Source organism: Actinomadura decatromicini (assembly GCF_008121305.1).
Taxonomy (GTDB): Bacteria; Actinomycetota; Actinomycetes; order Streptosporangiales; family Streptosporangiaceae; genus Spirillospora; species Spirillospora syzygii.
This window is the reverse complement of record NZ_VSRQ01000011.1, coordinates 212,605-230,253: the sequence shown is the minus strand read 5'-3', so window position 1 is coordinate 230,253 and position 17,649 is coordinate 212,605. Positions and strand designations below refer to the sequence as shown.

The window sequence follows — 17,649 nt, the reverse complement described above, 5'->3', positions numbered from 1 at the left end:
TGCCGATCACTCCTCTTCACCGGCGGCCGCGCGGGTAGTTCCCCGTCGGTCCCCCGGTGGAGGGAAGATGAGTCTCCAGATTCTCCCGCTCGCCATCACGATGATGGCGGGTCCCCAGATCATGGCCGCGATCATCCTGGTGACGGTGCCCGGGGCGGTGCGGGTCTCGCTCGCGTTCCTGGCGGGCGTGCTCGTCGCGGTGACCGCCGGAGTCGCGCTCGCGCGCGGGATCTTCGCGCTGGTGGGGCACGGCGTCTCGCTGGGCGACGCCTCCGACGACTCGTCCGCGGGGAAGATCATCCAGTTCGCGCTGATCGCCCTGCTGGTGGCCGCCATGGTGCGGAACTATCTGAAGCGGGCGACGGCGAAGCCGCCCAAGTGGCTCGAAACGCTGATGACCGCCGGCACCGCCAGGGCGCTCAAGACCGGGCTGCTGGTGATCCTGCTGATGCCGTCGGACGTCATGGTCATGCTGACCGTCGGGGCCAACCTGGAGCAGAACCACGCGGGCGTGGGCTCGGCGGCGGCGTTCATCGGCGCCACCGTCCTGATCGCGGCCCTGCCGCTGCTCGCGCTCCTGCTGTTCCACCGGCGGGCGAAGCGCGCGATGCCGGCGGTGCGGGAGTGGATGGACACCCACAGCTGGCTGATCAACATCGTCTGCTGCGCGATCTTCATCCTGCTCATCGTGTGACGGAGATCGTCGCGCGGGCGTGAGCCGATACGGTGGTTTCCGCGGAGGGACCATGACGTATCAGCCCATACTCGACCGGGCCAGGAAGTTCGAGCGGCAGGGGCGCCACGGCGCGGCGGCGGCCGCGTTCGCCGAGGCGGCCGAGGCGATGGAGGCGCACGGCGACCGGACGTCCGCCGTCGCGGCGCGGGCCCGGTGCGCCCGCGCGCTCGCCGCCGCCGGGCGGACCGGCGAGGCGCACCGCCTGCTCGACTCGCTCGACCGGGCGGCCGCGTCCATGCCGCCCGAGGTCAGAGCGGGCCTGGACGCGCAGGCCGCGCACGTCCTCGCCGCCGCCGGGCGCACCGGCGAGGCGGCGCGCCGCGCGTGGGCGGCGATGAGCGGCTTCTGGTCGCTGCACGACGCGAAGCGCGCCGACGCGGCCGGCGTCCACGCGGCGCGGCTCATCGTCAGGGACGCCGGGCCGCGCGCCGCGCTCCGGCCGCTGCGCGAGCTGCTCGCCCAGCTGCCGCCCGGCGGGGACGGGAGCCGCCAGGTCGCGAAGCTGCTCGCCGACGCCGAGCGCCGTCCCGACCGCGACCACGACATCCTCGTCACCGATCCGGACAGCGCGGCGTGGGGACGGCTCGCCGCCGCCCTCGCCGTCGGCGCCCACCTCGCGGTCGGCAACGGCGTCGCGTGGAACACGCTGAACGACCACGACGAGTCGTCCGGCGACGACCGCGTCCTCCTGGAGCGCGACTGGGGCGTCACCGACCACGAGAGCTGGCGCGAGCAGATGGACGCGCTCCTCGACGCGAGCAACAGCGACCCCGCCATCCAGATGGTGCTCGACCGGCGCGGGCGCGGCACCGACCGGCGGACGTGGCACGCCGCGATCGTCGAGTGGTGCCGGGAACGCGACATCGCGGAGAAGACCGTCCGCGAGGTGGTGGAGCTGTCCGACCTCGTCCTGCGGTACGAGGCGCGGTTCCGCGCGGACGGCCTGCTCCCGCCGGACGGCCGGGTCGAGAGCGTCTACGGCTACGACTTCGGACGCGGCGTGAACATGGCCCGCTGGGGCCTGAACGCCGGGTACTGCGACGCGGACGAGGCCGAGAAGTGCGTCCTCACCGCCGGGCAGCGCGCCCACCAGGTCTACACGTCGTGGGGGTCGTTCTCCGCCGGGTACGTCCTCGGCCGGATGCTCCGGTTCGACGAGGGCGCGTTCGGCGAGTGGTACGACCGGTCGCTCGCCGGGCACCGCGTCCTCGCCGAGGATCCGGAGAGCCCCTGGCGCCGCATGGCCTGGGGCTGACCTCCCGGTTCAGACGAGCGCGCTCAGACGAGCGCGTCGATGCCGGCGATGACGGCGCGCCGCGCGTCCTCGTCCATGGACGAGGCCACGGCCGCGTTGCGGGCGAGGGCGGCGAGAGCGGCGCGGTCCAGGCCGAAGACCTCGGCGGCGGCCAGGTACTCGCCGCTGAGGGTCGTGTCGAACATCGGCGGGTCGTCGCTGTTCAGGGTCACGAAGAGGCCCTCGTCCAGCATCCGGGGCAGCGGGTGGGCGGCGAGGTCCGCGACCTGCCCGGTGCACACGTTGGACGTCGGGCACACCTCCAGCGGGAGCCGCGTCTCCCGCAGGTGCGCGACGAGGCGGGGGTCGTCCAGGCAGCTGATGCCGTGGCCGACGCGCTCCGCGTGTAGCCCCTCGATCACCTCCCAGATCGTCTCCGGGCCGGACATCTCGCCCGCGTGCGGGAGGCTGCGCAGGCCCGCGGCGCGGGCGGCGGCGAACGCGTCGCGGAAGGCGTCCCGGTGCGGCGGGCGGCACTGCTCGATCCCGGCGAGCCCGAAGCCGACGAGCGCCTCGGGCGGGTGGCGCAGCGCCTGGTCGAGGGTGCCGCGGGCGCCCTCCGCGCCGAACTCGCCGGGGATGTCGAAGACGTAGGCGATGCGGACGCCGAGCCGGTCGCGGGCGTCGCGGGCGGCGAGGTCGAGCGCCTCGGTGATCGCGGGCATCGGCATCCCGGCCCGCCGGTGCGTGTACGGGGTGACGGTCAGCTCGAAGTACGGGACGTTCTGCGCGGCGAGGTCGCGGGCGACGCCGGTGACGAGCGTCGCGACGTCCTCGGGCGTGCGGACGAGGCTCGACACCGCCTCGTACACCTCCGCGAAGTGCGGGAAGTCGCGGAACTCGTAGAAGGCGCGCAGCTCCCGCTCGTTGACGGGGACGGGCCCGTCCGGGTGGCGGCGGGCGAGTTCGAGCACGGTCGGCACGGACGCGGAGCCCACCAGGTGCACGTGGAGCTCGACCTTCGGCAGGGCCTGGATGAACGCCTCGATGGACGTGATCTCGGTCAGCACGCCGCGAAGCTAACAGCCGGAACGCCCCGCGCGACAGGCGAAGACGGCGAACCTGCCACGGAATTGTCAGAAACTCGCCGGTGTCGTCCGGTGCTGGTAGACAGGACCGGTGCGGGCGGCCAGGTTGATCTCGATGGTGTTGCTCCTGCAGTCGCGGGAGACGATGACGGCGGCCGAGCTGGCGCGGGAGCTGGAGGTGTCCGAGCGCACCGTCTACCGCGACATGGAGGCGCTGTCGGCGGCGGGCGTCCCGGTCTACGCCGAGCAGGGCAGGCGCGGCGGGTACCGGCTGGTCGGCGGCTACCGGACGCGGCTCACCGGCCTCACCCGCGAGGAGGCGGAGGCGCTGTTCCTGTCCGGGCTGCCGGGCCCGGCCGGTGACATGGGGCGCGGCGAGGCCGTGGCCGCCGCCGAGCTGAAGGTCCTCGCGGCGCTGCCCGCCTCGCTCCGGGACGCGCCCGCGCGGGCCGGGCAGCGGTTCCACCTGGACGCGCCCGGCTGGTTCGGCGAGTCGGGCCCGCCGCCGCTGCTGCGCGACCTGGCCCGCGCCGTCTGGGAGGACGAGACCGTCGAGCTGCGCTACCGCCGCCGCGGCGACGAGGTCGCCCGGACGGCCGAGCCGTACGGGCTCGTCCTGAAGAACGGGACGTGGTACCTCGTCGCACGGGTCGGCGGCGCGCACCGCACCTACCGGGTCGACCGGGTGACGGACGTCCGCCCGTCCGGCGAGCGCTTCGACCGGGACGACGGCTTCGACCTCGCCGCGCACTGGCGGGAGCAGGCCGCCGCCTTCCTGCGCTCGATGCTCCGCGAAGAGATCACGATCAGACTGTCGCCGGCCGGGATGCGGCTCCTTCGGTACGCGGTCGAGCCGTACGCGGCCGAGCGGGCGGCGGCGGACGCGGGCGACCCCGGCCCGGACGGCTGGGTGGTGACCACGCTGCCCGTCGAGTCGGCGGTGGTCGCGGCGTCCGAGCTGATGCGGCTCGGCGCCGAGGCCGAGGTGCTCGCGCCGCCGGAGCTGCGGACGGCGATGGCCGACCGCGCCGCCCGCCTCGCGAACCTCTACGCGCCGGACTGACCCGGCCTTCGTCGCGTCGGCTCGCCGTCCGGTTCCGCCGGTCCTGCTCGCGCGCGATCGCCGAGGCGAGCTGCTCCTTGGTCGTCTTCGAGGTCGCGGACGGGCGTCACCGGTAGCCGGTGGTGTCGGCGGGACGCCCCGCCGCCTCGACCTCCACGATGTAGCGCCAGGCGTCCGGGCGGCTGCCGTCGGCGTCGGTGAACCCGTACTCCTTGGCGAGCCCGCCGCTGGACAGGGACGCCCCGTTCCAGCGGGCCCGGTCCGGGTCGGCGGCGAGGGCGGCGACCGCGCGCCCGACGAACGCGGGCGACTCGGAGATCGCGAAGTGCGGGACGGTCTTCGTCGCGTCCCGCCAGTTCTCCTCGGTGACGCCGAAGTTGTCGAGCATCGCCTCCGAGCGCAGCCAGCCGGGCGTGAGCGCGACGGCCGTCGCGCCGAGCGGCCCGATCTCCTCGGACTGGGCGAGCGCCATCCGGATCACGGCGCTCTTGACGAGGTCGTAGAAGTACCCGACGTCCTTGCGGTAGGCCGCGTTGTACTCGGCGGTCCCGTCGGTCATCTCGACGACGAGCCCGCCCGGCTCGCGGATCAGCAGCGGCAGCGCGCGGTGGCTCGTGATGGCGTGGGTCTCGATGCCGAGCCGCAGCATCCGCAGCCCGGCGTCGAGCGACTGCTCCCACAGCCGCTTGCCGAACTCGAAGTAGCGGTCGGAGCCCCACACGTCGTTGACCAGGATGTCCAGGCGTCCGCGCTCGTCGTCGATGCGGGCGACGAGGGCGGATACCTGCGCCGGGTCGAGGTGGTCGACCTGGACGGCGATGCCCTCGCCGCCCGCCGCCGTCACCAGCTCGGCGGTCTCCTCGATGGTCTCGGGCCGGTCCATCTCGGACCGGCCCGCACGGGTGGACCGCCCGGTCACGTACACGGTCGCGCCCGCGGCGCCGAGTTCCACGGCGACGCCGCGGCCCGCGCCGCGCGTCCCGCCCGCGACCAGCGCGATCTTCCCCGTCAGCGCGTTCTCGTTGTCGTTGTCAGCTGTTGCGTTGCCAGCTGTGTCGGCACTGCTCATGGGGACGATGCTGGCAGCGAAACCTGACAGCCCGCGTCAGCGTTCCGTCCCCGGAAGGGCCGGGTCAGGTGAAGATGCTGTATCCGCCCGGGCCGACGAGCAACCCGACGACGATGAGGATGATGCCGAAGATCAGCTCCCGGCGGGCCAGGATCACATAGATCCCGGCGATCACCATGATCACTGCGATGAGCCAGAGAATTGTCACCATGGCGTGCGGGATCCCCGAGGGGCTCGCCCCGAAAACTGATCCCGTGTTTCGGATGACCGAAATGGCCGTTATGTGCGGAGAGGGGAGGGACTCCCCTCTCCGCCGGGATAACGGCGATCACCGACGTCGCGGACGGGCGACGTGGTGGCCGCTCACAGTCTCTCTTCCGGGGGTGGGCCGCGAAAGGACCCAAAGGACCATTTCGGCCGCCCCGCCCTCATGCTCGGGGACTAGGACCGGCTCAACCTGAGGACGTTGGCGACGATCCGGTGCCCCGCCCCGCCCGCCGCGGTGAGGATCGACTCCGGGTGGAACTGCACCGCCCAGCGCCGCCGCTCCGGGTCCTCGATCGCCATCACGACGTCGCCGGTCAGGGCCGTCACCTGGTATCCGGCGACCCGGTCGGGCGTGGCGTGCAGGGAGTGGTAGCGGGCGGCGGTGAACTCGTCCGGCAGGCCGTCGAACAGCGCCCCGCCGCTCACCTTCACCCGGCCCGGCTTGCCGTGCGACGGCTCGGGCAGCAGCGCCAGCTCGCCGCCCGCGTGCTCGACCATCGCCTGGAGGCCGAGGCAGACGCCGAACACGGCGGCGGGACGGGCGTCCAGCGCGTCCAGCAGCGCGCGGGTGCCGAAGTCGACGGGACGCCCCGGCCCCGGCGAGAGCACGACCAGGTCGGGCGCGTGCTCGTCCAGCACCTCCGGCGGGAACCCGTGCCGGAGGGTGACCACGTCGGCGCCCTGCTGGCGGAAGTAGTCAGCGAGGGTGTTGACGAACGAGTCCTCGTGGTCGACCAGCAGCACCTTCATGCCGTCTCCGGCCCGTCCGGCCCGCTGCTCCTCGCGCGTACCGGCGGCGGCGCCGCCGTCCGCGCGCTGCGACTCGGCGAGCGCGCCGAGCAGCGCGCTGGCCTTGAGGTGCGTCTCGCGCTCCTCCTCGTCGGGGTCGGAGTCGTAGAGCAGCGTCGCCCCGGCCCGGACGGTCGCGACCCCGTCGCGGATCCGGGCGGTCCGCAGCGTCAGCCCGGTGTTCATCGACCCGTCGAAGCCGACGAACCCGACCGCGCCGCCGTACCAGCGGCGGGGCGACTCCTCGTGGTCCTCGATGAACTGCATCGCCCACGCCTTCGGCGCGCCGGTGACGGTCACGGCCCACATGTGCGTGAGGAACGCGTCCAGCGCGTCGAACCCGGGACGCAGCCGCCCCTCGATGTGGTCGACGGTGTGGATCAGCCGGGAGTAGATCTCGATCTGCCGCCGTCCGAGGACGCGGACGCTGCCCGGCGCGCAGATCCGCGACTTGTCGTTGCGGTCGACGTCGGTGCACATCGTCAGCTCGGACTCGTCCTTGGCGGACGACAGGATCGCGCGGATCTGCTCGGCGTCCTCCAGCGCGTCCCCGCCGCGCTTGATCGTCCCGGCGATGGGGCACGTCTCGATCCGGTCCCCGGTCACCCGGACGAACATCTCCGGCGACGCCCCGACCAGGTACTCGCCGTCGCCGAGGTTGAACATGAACTCGTACGGGGCGGGGTTGGTCTCGCGCAGCCGCTCGAAGAACGCGGCGGGCGAGTCGCACCGCCCGTACATGGCGTGGCCGGGCGTCACCTCGAACAGGTCGCCCCTGATGAACTTCTCTTTGGCGTCCCGCACCATCTGCGCGTACACGCCGGGGACGGGTTGCGCGGGAAGCTCCGCCGGCTCGGCGACGGGCGTCGGCTCGGTGCGGCGCGACAACCCCGCCGTGCTCTCCCCGCCGACGGCGAAGTCGTAGGAGATGCGGTGCGACGTCTCGCGCTTGCGGTCGACGACGACCATCTCGTCCGCCAGGTGCAGGACGAGGTCGCGCTGGTCGGCGGGGCGCTCCAGGCGCGTCCGCAGCGGCTCGAACTGGAGGGACAGGTCGTAGCCGAACGCCCCGTACAGCCCGAGGTGCGGGTCGTCGCAGGCGAACAGGTCGACCACGGCGCGCAGCGCGGTGAAGACGGTCGGCTGGCGGCTGCGCTCCTCCTCGGTGAAGAGGCCCTCCCCCGGCGGGACGAACACCTCGAACAGGCCGGGCTCGTCCGCGCGGACGGCGCCGACCCCGCGCAGCGCCCCGGCGACCGCGGGCAGGACGATCCGCCCCCGCTCGTTGAGCGCGCGGACGGCGACGGCCCGGCCCCGCGCGACGAACTCCAGGCACGGGTCGACGTAGGCCATGTGCCAGCGGCTGTAGCGGCCCGGGTACTCCATGCCCGAGCTGAGCACCCCGCCGCGCCGCTCCGCCACGGCGGCGACGAGCGCGTTGAGGACGTCCGACTTTCGCTCGGAGTCGACCGGCGCGGCGGTACGGGTCACCCGTACGCCCCCGGCCGTGGCGAACTGCCTGGTCTGCGGCTGCTGTGAGACGGTCTCCACCGCGGTGGCCCCTCGTGTCGGGCCCCCACCAGGCGGGAACATGGGAAGACGACCGCCGGTGAGGGCGGTCGCCTGATGATCGCGTGAGAACCGGCGCCGCCTAGCGGCGCCACCACCGTTGGGAGGGTGCGGTTCTCATGGGCCGAAGGCTACCATGGCGGTGCCGCAAGCATTCGCTTACATGAGGGAGAGCAGCTCCGTGACCAGGAAGAACACCGAGTTCGAACTGCGCGGAGTCAATCACCTCGCGCTGGTCTGCGCCGATATGAAGCGGACCGTCGACTTCTACCAGGGCGTGCTCGGCATGCCGCTGATCAAGACCATCGAGCTGCCGATGGGCTGGGGGCAGCACTTCTTCTTCGACTGCGGCGGCGGCGACGCGCTCGCGTTCTTCTGGTTCCCGGACGCGCCCGAGGGCGTTCCCGGCGTGTCCGCCCCGAAGGACCTGCCGGACCGGGGCGAGCTGCTGTCGGCCGTCGGGTCGATGAACCACGTCGCCTTCGACGTCCCGCCGGAGCGGATCGAGGAGTACCGCGACCGGCTCGTCGCGAAGGGCGTGGACGTCGGCGTGATCCTCAACCACGACGACAGCGAGTTCGGCGTCGCCCCCGAGAACCACGACGGCGTGTTCGTCCGGTCGATCTACTTCAAGGACCCGGACGGCGTCCTCGTCGAGTTCGCCGCCTGGACGCGCGAGCTCGACCCGCCGTCCGACGTGCGGCACGAGCCGAGGACCGCCGCCGACCGGACGGTCTGACCCGCGCGCCGACCCGCGCGGCCCCGCGCCGCGGCGCTGACCCCCTGTGACGCGGCGCGCCGGGCTCCGCACACGGCGGGCCCCGTCAAGATCCCCCGGCTGACCGGACACGGCCGGGCGGCGCTGCCTGCGGCGACGCGAATGGCCGGATCAGGGGTCGTGATCAAGCAAAACTATTAGGTTACTTTCCTATTTATGCCGAGAAGACACACGGCCGCGCTCACGGCCGCCGCGCTCACGGCCGCCCTCGCGGTGGCCGTCCAGCCCGGTCCGGCGTCGGCGGCCTGCAACCCCGACGCTCGCGATCTCAGGATCACCTACCAACCGGTCGACCACACCGTCGCCGACGCGCAGTACCACCTCGCGCGGCTGACCATCGACAACAACGACAAGCGCTGCGCCCTCGACGCGGCCGGATGGGCGCTGTACTTCAACGCCGTCCGGCAGCCGGGCGCGGTGCTCGGGGGCACGGCGGGCGACACGGCCCGCAAGCAGCTCGCCGACCAGGGCCTGTCCGTGGCCCGGGCGGACGCCGCGCAGAGCGGCGACTTCTACACCCTCAAACCGGCCGCCGGGTTCAAGCCGATCGGGCCCGGCCAGCACCGCGACATCGCCATCACGTTCGAGGTGTGGGCGATCCACAAGTCCGACGCCCCCGCCGGATGGACGATCGCCTACGGCGACGGGAAGCCGTCCTGGGTCCCCGCCAAGACGCTGCTCGACCCCGCCGACCCCAAGCAGACGACCGCGTGGTCCGGCGACAAGCGCCCCGTCGAGACTGCGGGCACCCGGTACGCGGCGAACACCTCCCCCAAGCTCGACCTCACGCTGCGGCAGAGCATCGTCCCGCAGCCGCTGTCGGCCCGCGCGTCCGGCGGCAGCGTCGCGATCGGCGGGCGCTCCCCCGTCTCCGCCCCCGACTCGCTGGACGGCGAGGCGGGCTACCTGCGCTCCGCGCTCACCGACGTCGCGAGCGACAAGGGCGCCCCGATCACCCTCGCCGTCGACCCGAAGCTGGACGTCGACCGCGACGGCAAGCCCGACGCCGAGGGCTACACGCTCTCCACCACGAAGGACGGCGTCAAGATCGTCGGGACCGACAAGGCGGGCGTGCTGTACGGCGTCCAGACGCTGCGGCAGCTCATCCCCGCCGCGAGCTACAAGGCGGCCGCGGGCAGGCACCGCAAGGCCACCGTCGACGTGCCGCTGGCCGAGATCGCCGACGCCCCGCTGTTCGGCTACCGCGGCCTGCAGATCGACACCGGACGGCACTTCGAGACCAAGCAGACCATCCTCAAGTTCCTCGACCTGATGAGCTTCACCAAGCTCAACAGGCTGCACCTCGGGCTGACCAACGACGAGGGCTGGCGGCTGCAGATCCCCGGCCTGCCGGAGCTGACCGACTTCGGGTCGCAACGCGCGTTCGACCTCAAGGAGACCGGCGCGCTGCACCAGGGCATGGGGTCGGTCAACGACCTCGGCGGCGGCGACGGCGTCTCCGGCAAGGCGAAGAACGAGACCGAGGCCAACCTCGGACGCGCCCCCGCCTACCAGGGCTTCGAGCAGAACACGCTCAACTTCGTCGGCAAGGGCAGCGGCTACTACACCGTCAAGGACTTCGAGGAGATCCTGCGGTACGCCGCCGAGCGGCACATCGACGTCGTCCCCGAGCTGAACTTCCCCGCGCACGCGCGGGCGGCCGTCCAGTCGATGGAGCGCCGGTACCAGCGGACGCAGGACTCGACCTACCGGCTGCTCGACCCGGCGGACACGAGCAAGCACGTCAGCGTCCAGTACTACAACGACAACCTCGCGAACCCCTGCCTGGACAGCACGTACAAGTTCCTGTCCCTGGTCGTCTCCGAGGTGGGCAAGATGTACCAGCGGGCGGGCGTCCCGCTGAACCGGCTGAACCTCGGCGGCGACGAGCCGCCGGGCCCGCAGGAGAACTGGTGGTCCGGGTCGCCCGCGTGCAAGGCCAACCCCGAGACGGCGGGCAAGTCAGGTGAGGAGCTCAAGGAGCTCTTCTTCTCGCGGTACAACGAGATCGCGCACGGCGTCGCCGCCAGCACGGCCGGGTGGGAGGACATCACCAACCCGACCACGAAGTTCCGGCTCAAGGGCTTCGCTCCGCTGCCCTGGCAGAACGTCTGGGGCTGGGGACGCGAGGACTGGGCGTACCGGTTCGCCAACGAGGGCACCCCGGTGATCCTCGCCCACGCGACGAACCTCTACATGGACCTCGCCTACAACAAGGACCCGGACGAGCCCGGCTACTACTGGGCCGCCTACGTCGACGAGAAGAGCACGTTCACCTACCAGCCGTACGACGTCTACGCGAACGCGACCGAGGACCGCTGGGGCAACCCGATCACGCCGAACCCGTCCTGGACGAAGCTCACCCCCGAGGGCAGGAAGAACATCCTCGGCCTGGAGGCGCAGCTCTGGGCGGAGAACGGCAAGGCCCCAGGGATCCGCGAGTACCAGGCGTTCCCGAAGCTCCTCGGCGCCGCCGAGCGCGCCTGGAACCGCGAGACGCCCGCGCCGGACAAGATGGACGCCGCGTGGAAGGTCTTCACCAACACGCTCGGCCAGAAGACGTTCCCGCTGCTGTCCTTCTACCGGCCGGTCGGCCTGTCGGGCACCGGCGTGAACTACCGCGTCCCGCCGCCCGGGGCGAAGATCGACGGCGGGACGCTGTCGGCGAACGTCCGTGACCCCGGCCTCGCCCTCGAGTACTCGACGGACGGCGCGAAGTGGCTGCCCTACACCGGCCCGGTCAAGGTCGGCGCGTACGCGCTGACCCGCACCCGCGCCGCCGACGGGCGCACCAGCCGCATCTCCCAGGTCGGCCTGCCCGCCTGGGAGAGCGGGACGTCCTACCAGCCCGGCGCGCTCGTCCGCTACCAGGGCGAGCTGTTCCGGGCGGCCCGGGCCGGCACCGGCAAGGTGCCCGGCCAGGACGCCGGCTACTGGACTCTCCTCCAGTAGCCGCCGCGGCCCGGCCGCCCGTCCCTTCCGGGCGGCCGGGCCCTCCCCGGCCCGTGTGTCCGGGCGCGGGTCAGGCCCCTGTTTCCGGCGCGGGGTCGGGGCACGTGGTCAGGCGCGGCCGTACTCGTCCTCCAGGCGCTCGATGTCGTCCTCGTCGAAGCGGCCGAACGCGATCTCCATGACGCGGACCGCCGGGCCGGTCGAGCCGAGCCGGTGCGTGTCGCCCGCCCGGATCAGGACCCGCTCCCCCACCTCCGGCAGGATGCGCCGCCCGGCCACCTCGAACACCGCGCCGGGGTCGAGCGCCACCCAGAGCTCGTCGCGGTCGCGGTGCCGCTGCAGGCTGAGCCGCTGCCCCGGCGCCATGTGGATGATCTTCACGGTGGACGCCTCGTTCAGCGTGAAGCGCTCGAAGCTCCCCCAGGGCCGCCGCTCGGTCTCCACGGCGGGCTCGGGACGCACATCGGTCTGCACGCGCTCGTCGGTCTGCACGGTCACCTCGGGTTGGTCGGGTCGTCCTGCGAATTATGCGCGATCACGGCTCGTCGGGAGACCGCGGAGCGGAGTGCGGCCGGGCGGCCCCGGGCGCGGCGGAAGCGGACGCGGCGGCCGGGAGCCCGCCGAGGACGAGGTCGACGAGCCCGTCCACGACGGCGTCCCGGGGGACCTCCGCGTGGTCGAGCCACCAGTCGCCCGCGGTCTGCACCATGCCGATGATCGCGTGGCCCCACACGTAGGCGCGGGTCCGGTCCGCCGGCTCGCCCTCGGCGATCATCACCTCGGCCAGCTCCCGGCCGACGTCGCGGATCATCGTGCTCATCGCGCTGTGCGTGGCCGTGTCCTCGGCGCTCGCCCGGTGCATCAGGAAACGGTAGAGGTTGTGGTTCCTGGAGATCGTCGCCAGGTAGGTGTCGATGGTGGAGCGGGTGCGCTCCCGGACCGGGTCGCCCCGCGAGAACTCCTCCCGGATCCCCTCGACCAGCTTGCGCGTGTGCCGCTCGGCCAGCGCCTGGTACAGGCCGCTCTTGTCGCCGAAGTGGCGGTAGAGGATCGGCTTGCTGATCCCCGCCTCGGCGGCGATCGCGGCCATGGAAGCCTCCGGGCCCTCCCGCTGGATGACCCGGTCGGCGGCCTCCAGCAGGGCGCGCCGGCGACCGGGGTCGCGTCTCGCCCCCGGTCGCGTCCGGCCCCGCGCCGCGCTCGTCATGGACAGCAAGGTATCGGCGGTGTTACCCGGTGACAACACTCCCGCGCCGCGCCGCCGGTCAGGCCCCGGCGCGGGGCCCGGGTGGTGGCGCGGGAAGAGAAGGTGCCGGGCGTGACGTCGCAGGACGCGACGGGGCCGGGCGGGGACAGCGAGTGGCCCGGGGACTGTTCCCCGGGCCACTCCTCGCGGCAGGACGGTCAGCTCGCCGCCTGCTTCACCAGGGCGGTGATCCTCGCCTCCGTCTCGGCCGTCAGCTTCGTCAGGGCGAAGGCGGTCGGCCACATGGCGCCGTCGTCCAGGCTCGCCGCGTCGTTGAAGCCGAGGGTCGCGTACCGCGCCTTGAACTTCTGCGCGGTCTGGAAGAAGCAGAGCACCTTGCCGTCCTTGGCGTAGGCGGGCATCCCGTACCAGAGCTTCGGGATCAAGTGCGGCGCGGCCTCCCGGACGATCTCGTGCACCCGCTCGGCGAGGACGCGGTCCGCCTCCTCCATTTCGGCGATCTTCGCGCGGACGTCCTGCTCACCGTCCGCCTTGGCCTTTCCCGGGGCGCGCCGCGCGGCCTTCTTCAGCTCGCCGGCGTGCTCCTTCATCGCGGCGCGCTCGTCGGCCGTGAATCCGTCGTAGGTCATGGCGCCGGTCACCCCCACGCCCCGGCGATCTGCCGGGTGGTCGCGTTGAGCCTGTTGAACATGTTCGTCACTCCGATCATCAGGACGATCGCGGCGAGCTGCTTCTCGTCGTAGTAGGTCGCGGCGGCGTCCCAGACCTCGTCGCTCACCGCGTCCGGACGGTCGGCCAGCCGCGTCGCGGCCTCGGCCAGCGCGAGCGCCGCCCGCTCCTCGTCGGTGAAGTAGGGGGCCTCGCGCCACGCGGCGACGGCGGCGAGCCGGTCGTCGCTCACGCCCGCCTTCCGGGACGTCTTCGCGCCCGCGTCGACGCACGCGCTGCACCCGTTGATCTGGCTGACCCGCAGGTGCACCAGCTCCAGGGTCTGCGCGTCCACGCCGCCGCCGTGCGCGGCCTTGAACACCTGCTGGATGGGCTGCATCGCGTCCGACAGGACCATCGCGGGGTTCTGCATCCGAGCCTGCATGTCCTTCTCCTCTTCCCGGTCACCGCCCCTTCCCTGCGGGGCGTGACTCAAGAACAGCCGACCGGGCCCGGCGCGGCGAGGGCGGCGGGACACCGTGGGACACCCGGCACGGCTTTGACCTGCGCGGATTCGTCCCACTAAGTTTCGTTCGCGGTGGGACAGAAGGGGGCGGGGACACGGTGGTGGAACAGCACGGGACGAAGCGGGCGGACCCCGGCGACGAGCTGGCCGAACGGCTGCGCCTGCTCCAGGAGCTGTCCGGACGCGGGGTGCGGGCGCTCGCCCGCGACACGGAGCTCAGCTCGTCGTCGCTGTCCCGCTACCTGAGCGGGCGGACGGTGCCGCCGTGGTCGGCGGTGCTCGCGCTCTGCCGCCTGGTCAAGCGCGACCCCCGGCCGCTGCGCCCGCTGTGGGAGCGGGCGTCGAGCACGCTGCCCGCGCCGCCGAAGAGCAGCCGCCACGTCCAGCCGCCGGCGCCGCCCGCCGGGGCGCCGCGCCCGCCCCGCAACGACCTGCCGCGCGACGTGCCCGACTTCACCGGGCGCGGGGCCGAGCTCGCCGCCGTGCTCGCGGCGGTGGACGCGGGCGGGGTCGTCGCCGTCGACGGCATGGCGGGCGTCGGCAAGACGTGCCTCGCGGTGCACGCCGCGCACCGGCTCACCGCCGCCTACCCCGACGCGCAGCTCTACGTCGACCTGCACGGGTTCACCGACGGCCGGGAGCCGCTCGGCGCCGACCCGGTGCTGCGGACGCTGCTCGCGGCGCTGGACGTCCCGTCCGAGCGGATCCCGCAGGAGGGCGGCGTCGAGCCGCTGGCCGCGTGCTGGCGGTCGGAGCTCGCGCACCGGCGGGCCGTCGTCGTCCTCGACAACGCCGCCGACGCCGACCAGGTCCGCCCGCTGCTGCCCGGCGCGGGGCCGTCCGTCGCCCTGATCACCAGCCGCAACCGGCTGCTCGACCTGGACGAGGCGCCCCCGGTCTCGCTGGACGTCCTGTCCCCGGCGGAGAGCGCCGAGCTGCTCGCCCGCGCCAGCGGCGACCCCGGCGGGGCGGGGCGGCTGGCCCGCGAGCCGGAGTCCGCCGCCGAGGTGCTGCGGCTGTGCGGGCACCTGCCACTCGCGCTGCGGCTGGCCGCCGCCCGGCTGCGGCACCGCCCCGGCTGGACGGTCGGCATCCTCGTCGAGCGGATGGCGGAGGGCGCGGACGAGTTCGACACGGCGTTCGCGATGTCGGTCCGGCAGCTCGACCGGGCGGGCCGCCGGTTCTTCCGGCTGCTGGGCCTGCTGCCCGGTTCGACGTTCGACGAGTACGTGGCGGCGGCGCTGGCCGACGTCCCGCCGCGCACCGCCCGCACAACGCTGGAGGACCTGCTCGACGCGCACCTCGTCCAGCAGCCCGCGGCGGGCCGCTACCGCCTGCACGACCTGGTGCGGCGGCACGCCCGCCAGGCCGCCGCCGAGGAGGACCCGGAGGCGGAGCGGGACGCGGCGCTCGGCCGCGTCCTCGGCTACTACCTGCGCGCGGCGGCCGCCGCCGACGCGGCGATGTCGTACCAGCCGCCGAACCGGGACGTGTCCGCGGGCGGGCCTTCCGCCGAGGTGCCGGAGTTCGCGGGCAAGCACGCGGCGCTCCTCTGGTTCGGCACCGAGTACACCAACCTGATGGCCGTCTTCGAGGCGGCGGCCGCAGCCGGGGCCGACGACCACGTGTCCGAGCTGCCGCGCTTCATGCGGGCGTTCTTCGCGCGGCGGTGCGGGACGACGCACCTGAACGTCCTGTTCGAGCGGTCGCTGGACGCCGCGCGGCGGCTCGGCGACCCGCTGCGGCTGGCCGAGGCGCACAGCGACCTCGGCTTCGCCCGGTACAACGCCGGGCGGATGGCGGAGGCGGACGCCGCGTACGATGCGGCGGCGCCGCTCGTCGCCGCGTCCGGGGACGCGCGGACGGCGGCCGACCTGACCCTGCGGCGCGGCCACCTGCGGTGGGACGAGGGCCGCGTCGAGGAGCCGCTCGGCCTGTTCCGGCGGGCGGGCGAGCTGTACGCGGAGGCGGGCTGCCCGGCGGGCGCGGCGCACGCGACCGCGGACGAGGGCTGGGCGATGCTCCAGCTCGGCCGCTGGGAGGAGGCGGCGCGGCTGGCCCGCGCGGTGCTGGACGTCCCGCACGCCGACCCCGCGTGGCCGCCCACACTGACCGCCCGCATCACGCTCGGCATGGCCGTCGCCGACCGGGAGCCCGACCGGGCCGTCGCGCACCTGCGGGAGGCTTTGGAGCTGGCCCGCGAGGACGGCCACCGGCACAACGAGGCGTGGTGCCTCAACTGCCTGGGCGTCGCGCTGCGCCGGATGGGCCGGTTCGACGCCGCGCTCGCCGCGCACCGCGAGGCGTTCGCCCTGCTGGACGAGCTGTTCGAGGAGCACTGGAAGATCCGCTTCCTGGACGGCTACGCGGAGACCTGCCGCCTCGCGGGCCTGCCCGACGAGGCGCTGCGGCTGCACCGGGAGGCGCTGGAGCTGGCCCCGCGGCTCGGGAACCGGCACGCCGAGGCGCTGGCGCACGAGGGGATCGCCGCCGTCCTCGACGAGGCCGACCCGTCCGCCGCGGCCGAGCACCGCGCGGCGGCGCGCGCCCTGCTGGACGCCTACGGCGAGGCGGCGGCGCGGCGATAGGCGAGGACGACCGCCGCGAGGGCGACGGCGAGCGCCGCGAACCCCCACGGGAGCCCGGCGGACGCGGCGACGGCGGCGACCAGCAGCGGCCCGCCCGCGTCGCCCAGCTCGCGTCCGAGCTCGGCGGCGCCCATCGTCTGGCCGAGCCGCTCGCGCGGCGTGGCGGCGGCGAGCGCGGCGAAGCCGAGCGGGGTGATCAGCCCGGTCCCGGCGCCGATCAGCGCGGCGGCGGCGAGCACGCCCGCGAGGCCGGGCAGCGCCGCGCAGCCCAGCCCGGCGATGGTGACCAGCAGCCCGGCGGTGACGCCGGAGCGGGCGGTGAGGCGCCCGTCGTCGAGGGCGCGTCCGGCGCGCGGCTGGACGATAGCGGCGCAGAGGGCGAGCACGGACACGGCGGCGCCCGTGACGACCGTGCCGAGCCCGGCGGCGCGTCCGGACACGGGCAGGAAGCCGACGCCCGCCGACAGCGCGGCGGTCGCGGCGGCGAGCGCGGCGGTCGGCGCGAGGAACGCGGGATCGGCCAGGCGGCGGGCGAGGTCGACGACGGTCTGCCGGGCCTTCGGCAGCGGCGGGACGGCGGGCACCGCCAGCGCGGCCCACCCGGCGACCGCCGAGCCGAGCGCCGCCAGCACGGCGAACAGCAGCCGCAGTCCCCCGGCCCAGACGAGGACGCCGCCGAGGAGCGGGCCGAGCGTGTAGCCGATCGACTTGTAGAAGCCGTAGCCGCCGAAGGCGCGGCCGTGCTCCGCGGCCGGGTTGAGCCGGGCGACCAGCGCGGACGCGGACGGGGAGAACGCCGACGCCGCCGCGCCCTGGCCGAGCCGCGCCGCCCACAGCCAGCCGGGCCTGTCGGCGACGACGTAGACGGCGGACGCGGCGGCGAACGCGACCAGCCCGCCGACCAGGACGGGACGGGCCCCGATCCGGTCGGCGAGCGTCCCGAACACGGGCTTGAGCAGCACCTCGGCGCCGTCGTACAGGGCGAGCAGCCCGCCGAGCACCAGCAGCGAGGTGACGGCGTCGCCGGAGAAGCCGCCGAGGTTGGCGGCGATGCCGTGCGCGCCGAAGGCGGTGGTGAACCCCGCCGCGTACAGCGGCCACATCCGCCCGGCGGGCAGGGCCTCGCGCGTCATAA

At 73.9% G+C, this 17,649-nt stretch carries 15 protein-coding genes; 6 read left to right on the top strand and 9 right to left on the bottom strand.

Annotated elements, in window-relative coordinates; all coding sequences use genetic code 11:
* Positions 1 to 67 precede the first annotated feature (67 nt).
* The gene (locus FXF68_RS38565) at positions 68 to 694 is read left to right on the top strand and encodes a GAP family protein (protein ID WP_148767762.1); all 627 of its coding nucleotides are present in this window, start codon (positions 68 to 70) and stop codon (positions 692 to 694) included.
* Positions 695 to 746: 52 nt separating this feature from the next.
* Entirely contained in the window at positions 747 to 1,991 is a 1,245-nt protein-coding gene (locus tag FXF68_RS38560; protein WP_148767761.1) for a DUF1266 domain-containing protein, read from the top strand.
* A gap of 23 nt (positions 1,992 to 2,014) precedes the next feature.
* Here FXF68_RS38560 and add read toward each other — a convergent pair whose 3' ends face one another.
* Entirely contained in the window at positions 2,015 to 3,040 is a 1,026-nt protein-coding gene (add, locus tag FXF68_RS38555) for an adenosine deaminase (protein WP_222870294.1), read from the bottom strand.
* A gap of 109 nt (positions 3,041 to 3,149) precedes the next feature.
* On the opposite strand from add, the gene FXF68_RS38550 reads away from it, so the two are divergent.
* Entirely contained in the window at positions 3,150 to 4,121 is a 972-nt protein-coding gene (locus tag FXF68_RS38550; RefSeq protein ID WP_148767760.1) for a helix-turn-helix transcriptional regulator, read from the top strand.
* Positions 4,122 to 4,227: 106 nt separating this feature from the next.
* On the opposite strand, the gene FXF68_RS38545 is transcribed toward FXF68_RS38550, so the two are convergent.
* From FXF68_RS38545 to FXF68_RS38540, 3 genes are all read right to left on the bottom strand, one after another.
* Positions 4,228 to 5,190, bottom strand: coding sequence for an SDR family oxidoreductase (locus FXF68_RS38545; protein ID WP_148767759.1), 963 nt, complete (start codon positions 5,188 to 5,190; stop codon positions 4,228 to 4,230).
* 64 nt (positions 5,191 to 5,254) lie between these two features.
* Positions 5,255 to 5,401 (bottom strand): GPGG-motif small membrane protein, encoded by a 147-nt coding sequence (locus FXF68_RS42840; RefSeq protein WP_187438328.1) that lies wholly within the window; start codon positions 5,399 to 5,401, stop codon positions 5,255 to 5,257.
* A 230-nt stretch (positions 5,402 to 5,631) separates the two neighbouring features.
* The gene (locus FXF68_RS38540) at positions 5,632 to 7,839 is read right to left on the bottom strand and encodes an anthranilate synthase component I (protein WP_148767758.1); all 2,208 of its coding nucleotides are present in this window, start codon (positions 7,837 to 7,839) and stop codon (positions 5,632 to 5,634) included.
* A gap of 157 nt (positions 7,840 to 7,996) precedes the next feature.
* On the opposite strand from FXF68_RS38540, the gene FXF68_RS38535 reads away from it, so the two are divergent.
* Both FXF68_RS38535 and FXF68_RS38530 read left to right on the top strand, forming a co-directional pair.
* Entirely contained in the window at positions 7,997 to 8,554 is a 558-nt protein-coding gene (locus FXF68_RS38535) for a VOC family protein (protein WP_246179172.1), read from the top strand.
* 195 nt (positions 8,555 to 8,749) lie between these two features.
* Positions 8,750 to 11,545 (top strand): family 20 glycosylhydrolase, encoded by a 2,796-nt coding sequence (locus tag FXF68_RS38530; protein ID WP_148767756.1) that lies wholly within the window; start codon positions 8,750 to 8,752, stop codon positions 11,543 to 11,545.
* Positions 11,546 to 11,653: 108 nt separating this feature from the next.
* Here the strand turns inward: FXF68_RS38530 and FXF68_RS38525 are convergent, their stop codons facing one another.
* The 4 genes from FXF68_RS38525 to FXF68_RS38510 form a co-directional block, all read right to left on the bottom strand.
* A complete protein-coding gene (locus FXF68_RS38525) occupies positions 11,654 to 12,043 on the bottom strand; it encodes a phosphomannose isomerase type II C-terminal cupin domain (RefSeq protein WP_246179171.1) in 390 nt (129 codons plus the stop codon).
* Between the two features lie 37 nt (positions 12,044 to 12,080).
* A complete protein-coding gene (locus FXF68_RS38520) occupies positions 12,081 to 12,752 on the bottom strand; it encodes a TetR family transcriptional regulator (RefSeq protein WP_148767755.1) in 672 nt (223 codons plus the stop codon).
* Positions 12,753 to 12,949: 197 nt separating this feature from the next.
* Complete coding sequence (locus tag FXF68_RS38515) at positions 12,950 to 13,381, bottom strand: iron chaperone (RefSeq protein ID WP_148767754.1); 432 nt, start codon at positions 13,379 to 13,381, stop codon at positions 12,950 to 12,952.
* An 8-nt stretch (positions 13,382 to 13,389) separates the two neighbouring features.
* Complete coding sequence (locus FXF68_RS38510; protein ID WP_148767753.1) at positions 13,390 to 13,845, bottom strand: carboxymuconolactone decarboxylase family protein; 456 nt, start codon at positions 13,843 to 13,845, stop codon at positions 13,390 to 13,392.
* Positions 13,846 to 14,024: 179 nt separating this feature from the next.
* On the opposite strand from FXF68_RS38510, the gene FXF68_RS38505 reads away from it, so the two are divergent.
* Positions 14,025 to 16,514: a tetratricopeptide repeat protein gene (locus FXF68_RS38505; RefSeq protein WP_222870293.1), complete on the top strand. Its 2,490-nt coding sequence runs from the start codon at positions 14,025 to 14,027 to the stop codon at positions 16,512 to 16,514.
* Here FXF68_RS38505 and FXF68_RS38500 read toward each other — a convergent pair.
* Entirely contained in the window at positions 16,487 to 17,647 is a 1,161-nt protein-coding gene (locus FXF68_RS38500) for an MFS transporter (protein ID WP_222870292.1), read from the bottom strand. The genes FXF68_RS38505 and FXF68_RS38500 overlap by 28 nt on opposite strands.
* Positions 17,648 to 17,649: the final 2 nt, after the last annotated feature.

Bases quoted from the DNA above. Each gene is read 5' to 3' on its own strand.
- FXF68_RS38530 (WP_148767756.1), top strand. From the start codon at position 8,750: ATGCCGAGAAGACACACGGCCGCGCTCACGGCCGCCGCGCTCACGGCC.
- FXF68_RS38545 (WP_148767759.1), bottom strand. From the start codon at position 5,190: ATGAGCAGTGCCGACACAGCTGGCAACGCAACAGCTGACAACGACAAC.
- FXF68_RS38565 (WP_148767762.1), top strand. From the start codon at position 68: ATGAGTCTCCAGATTCTCCCGCTCGCCATCACGATGATGGCGGGTCCC.
- FXF68_RS38510 (WP_148767753.1), bottom strand. From the start codon at position 13,845: ATGCAGGCTCGGATGCAGAACCCCGCGATGGTCCTGTCGGACGCGATG.
- FXF68_RS38515 (WP_148767754.1), bottom strand. From the start codon at position 13,381: ATGACCTACGACGGATTCACGGCCGACGAGCGCGCCGCGATGAAGGAG.
- FXF68_RS38560 (WP_148767761.1), top strand. From the start codon at position 747: ATGACGTATCAGCCCATACTCGACCGGGCCAGGAAGTTCGAGCGGCAG.
- FXF68_RS38540 (WP_148767758.1), bottom strand. From the start codon at position 7,839: ATGTTCCCGCCTGGTGGGGGCCCGACACGAGGGGCCACCGCGGTGGAG.
- FXF68_RS42840 (WP_187438328.1), bottom strand. From the start codon at position 5,401: ATGGTGACAATTCTCTGGCTCATCGCAGTGATCATGGTGATCGCCGGG.
- FXF68_RS38520 (WP_148767755.1), bottom strand. From the start codon at position 12,752: ATGACGAGCGCGGCGCGGGGCCGGACGCGACCGGGGGCGAGACGCGAC.
- FXF68_RS38500 (WP_222870292.1), bottom strand. From the start codon at position 17,647: ATGACGCGCGAGGCCCTGCCCGCCGGGCGGATGTGGCCGCTGTACGCG.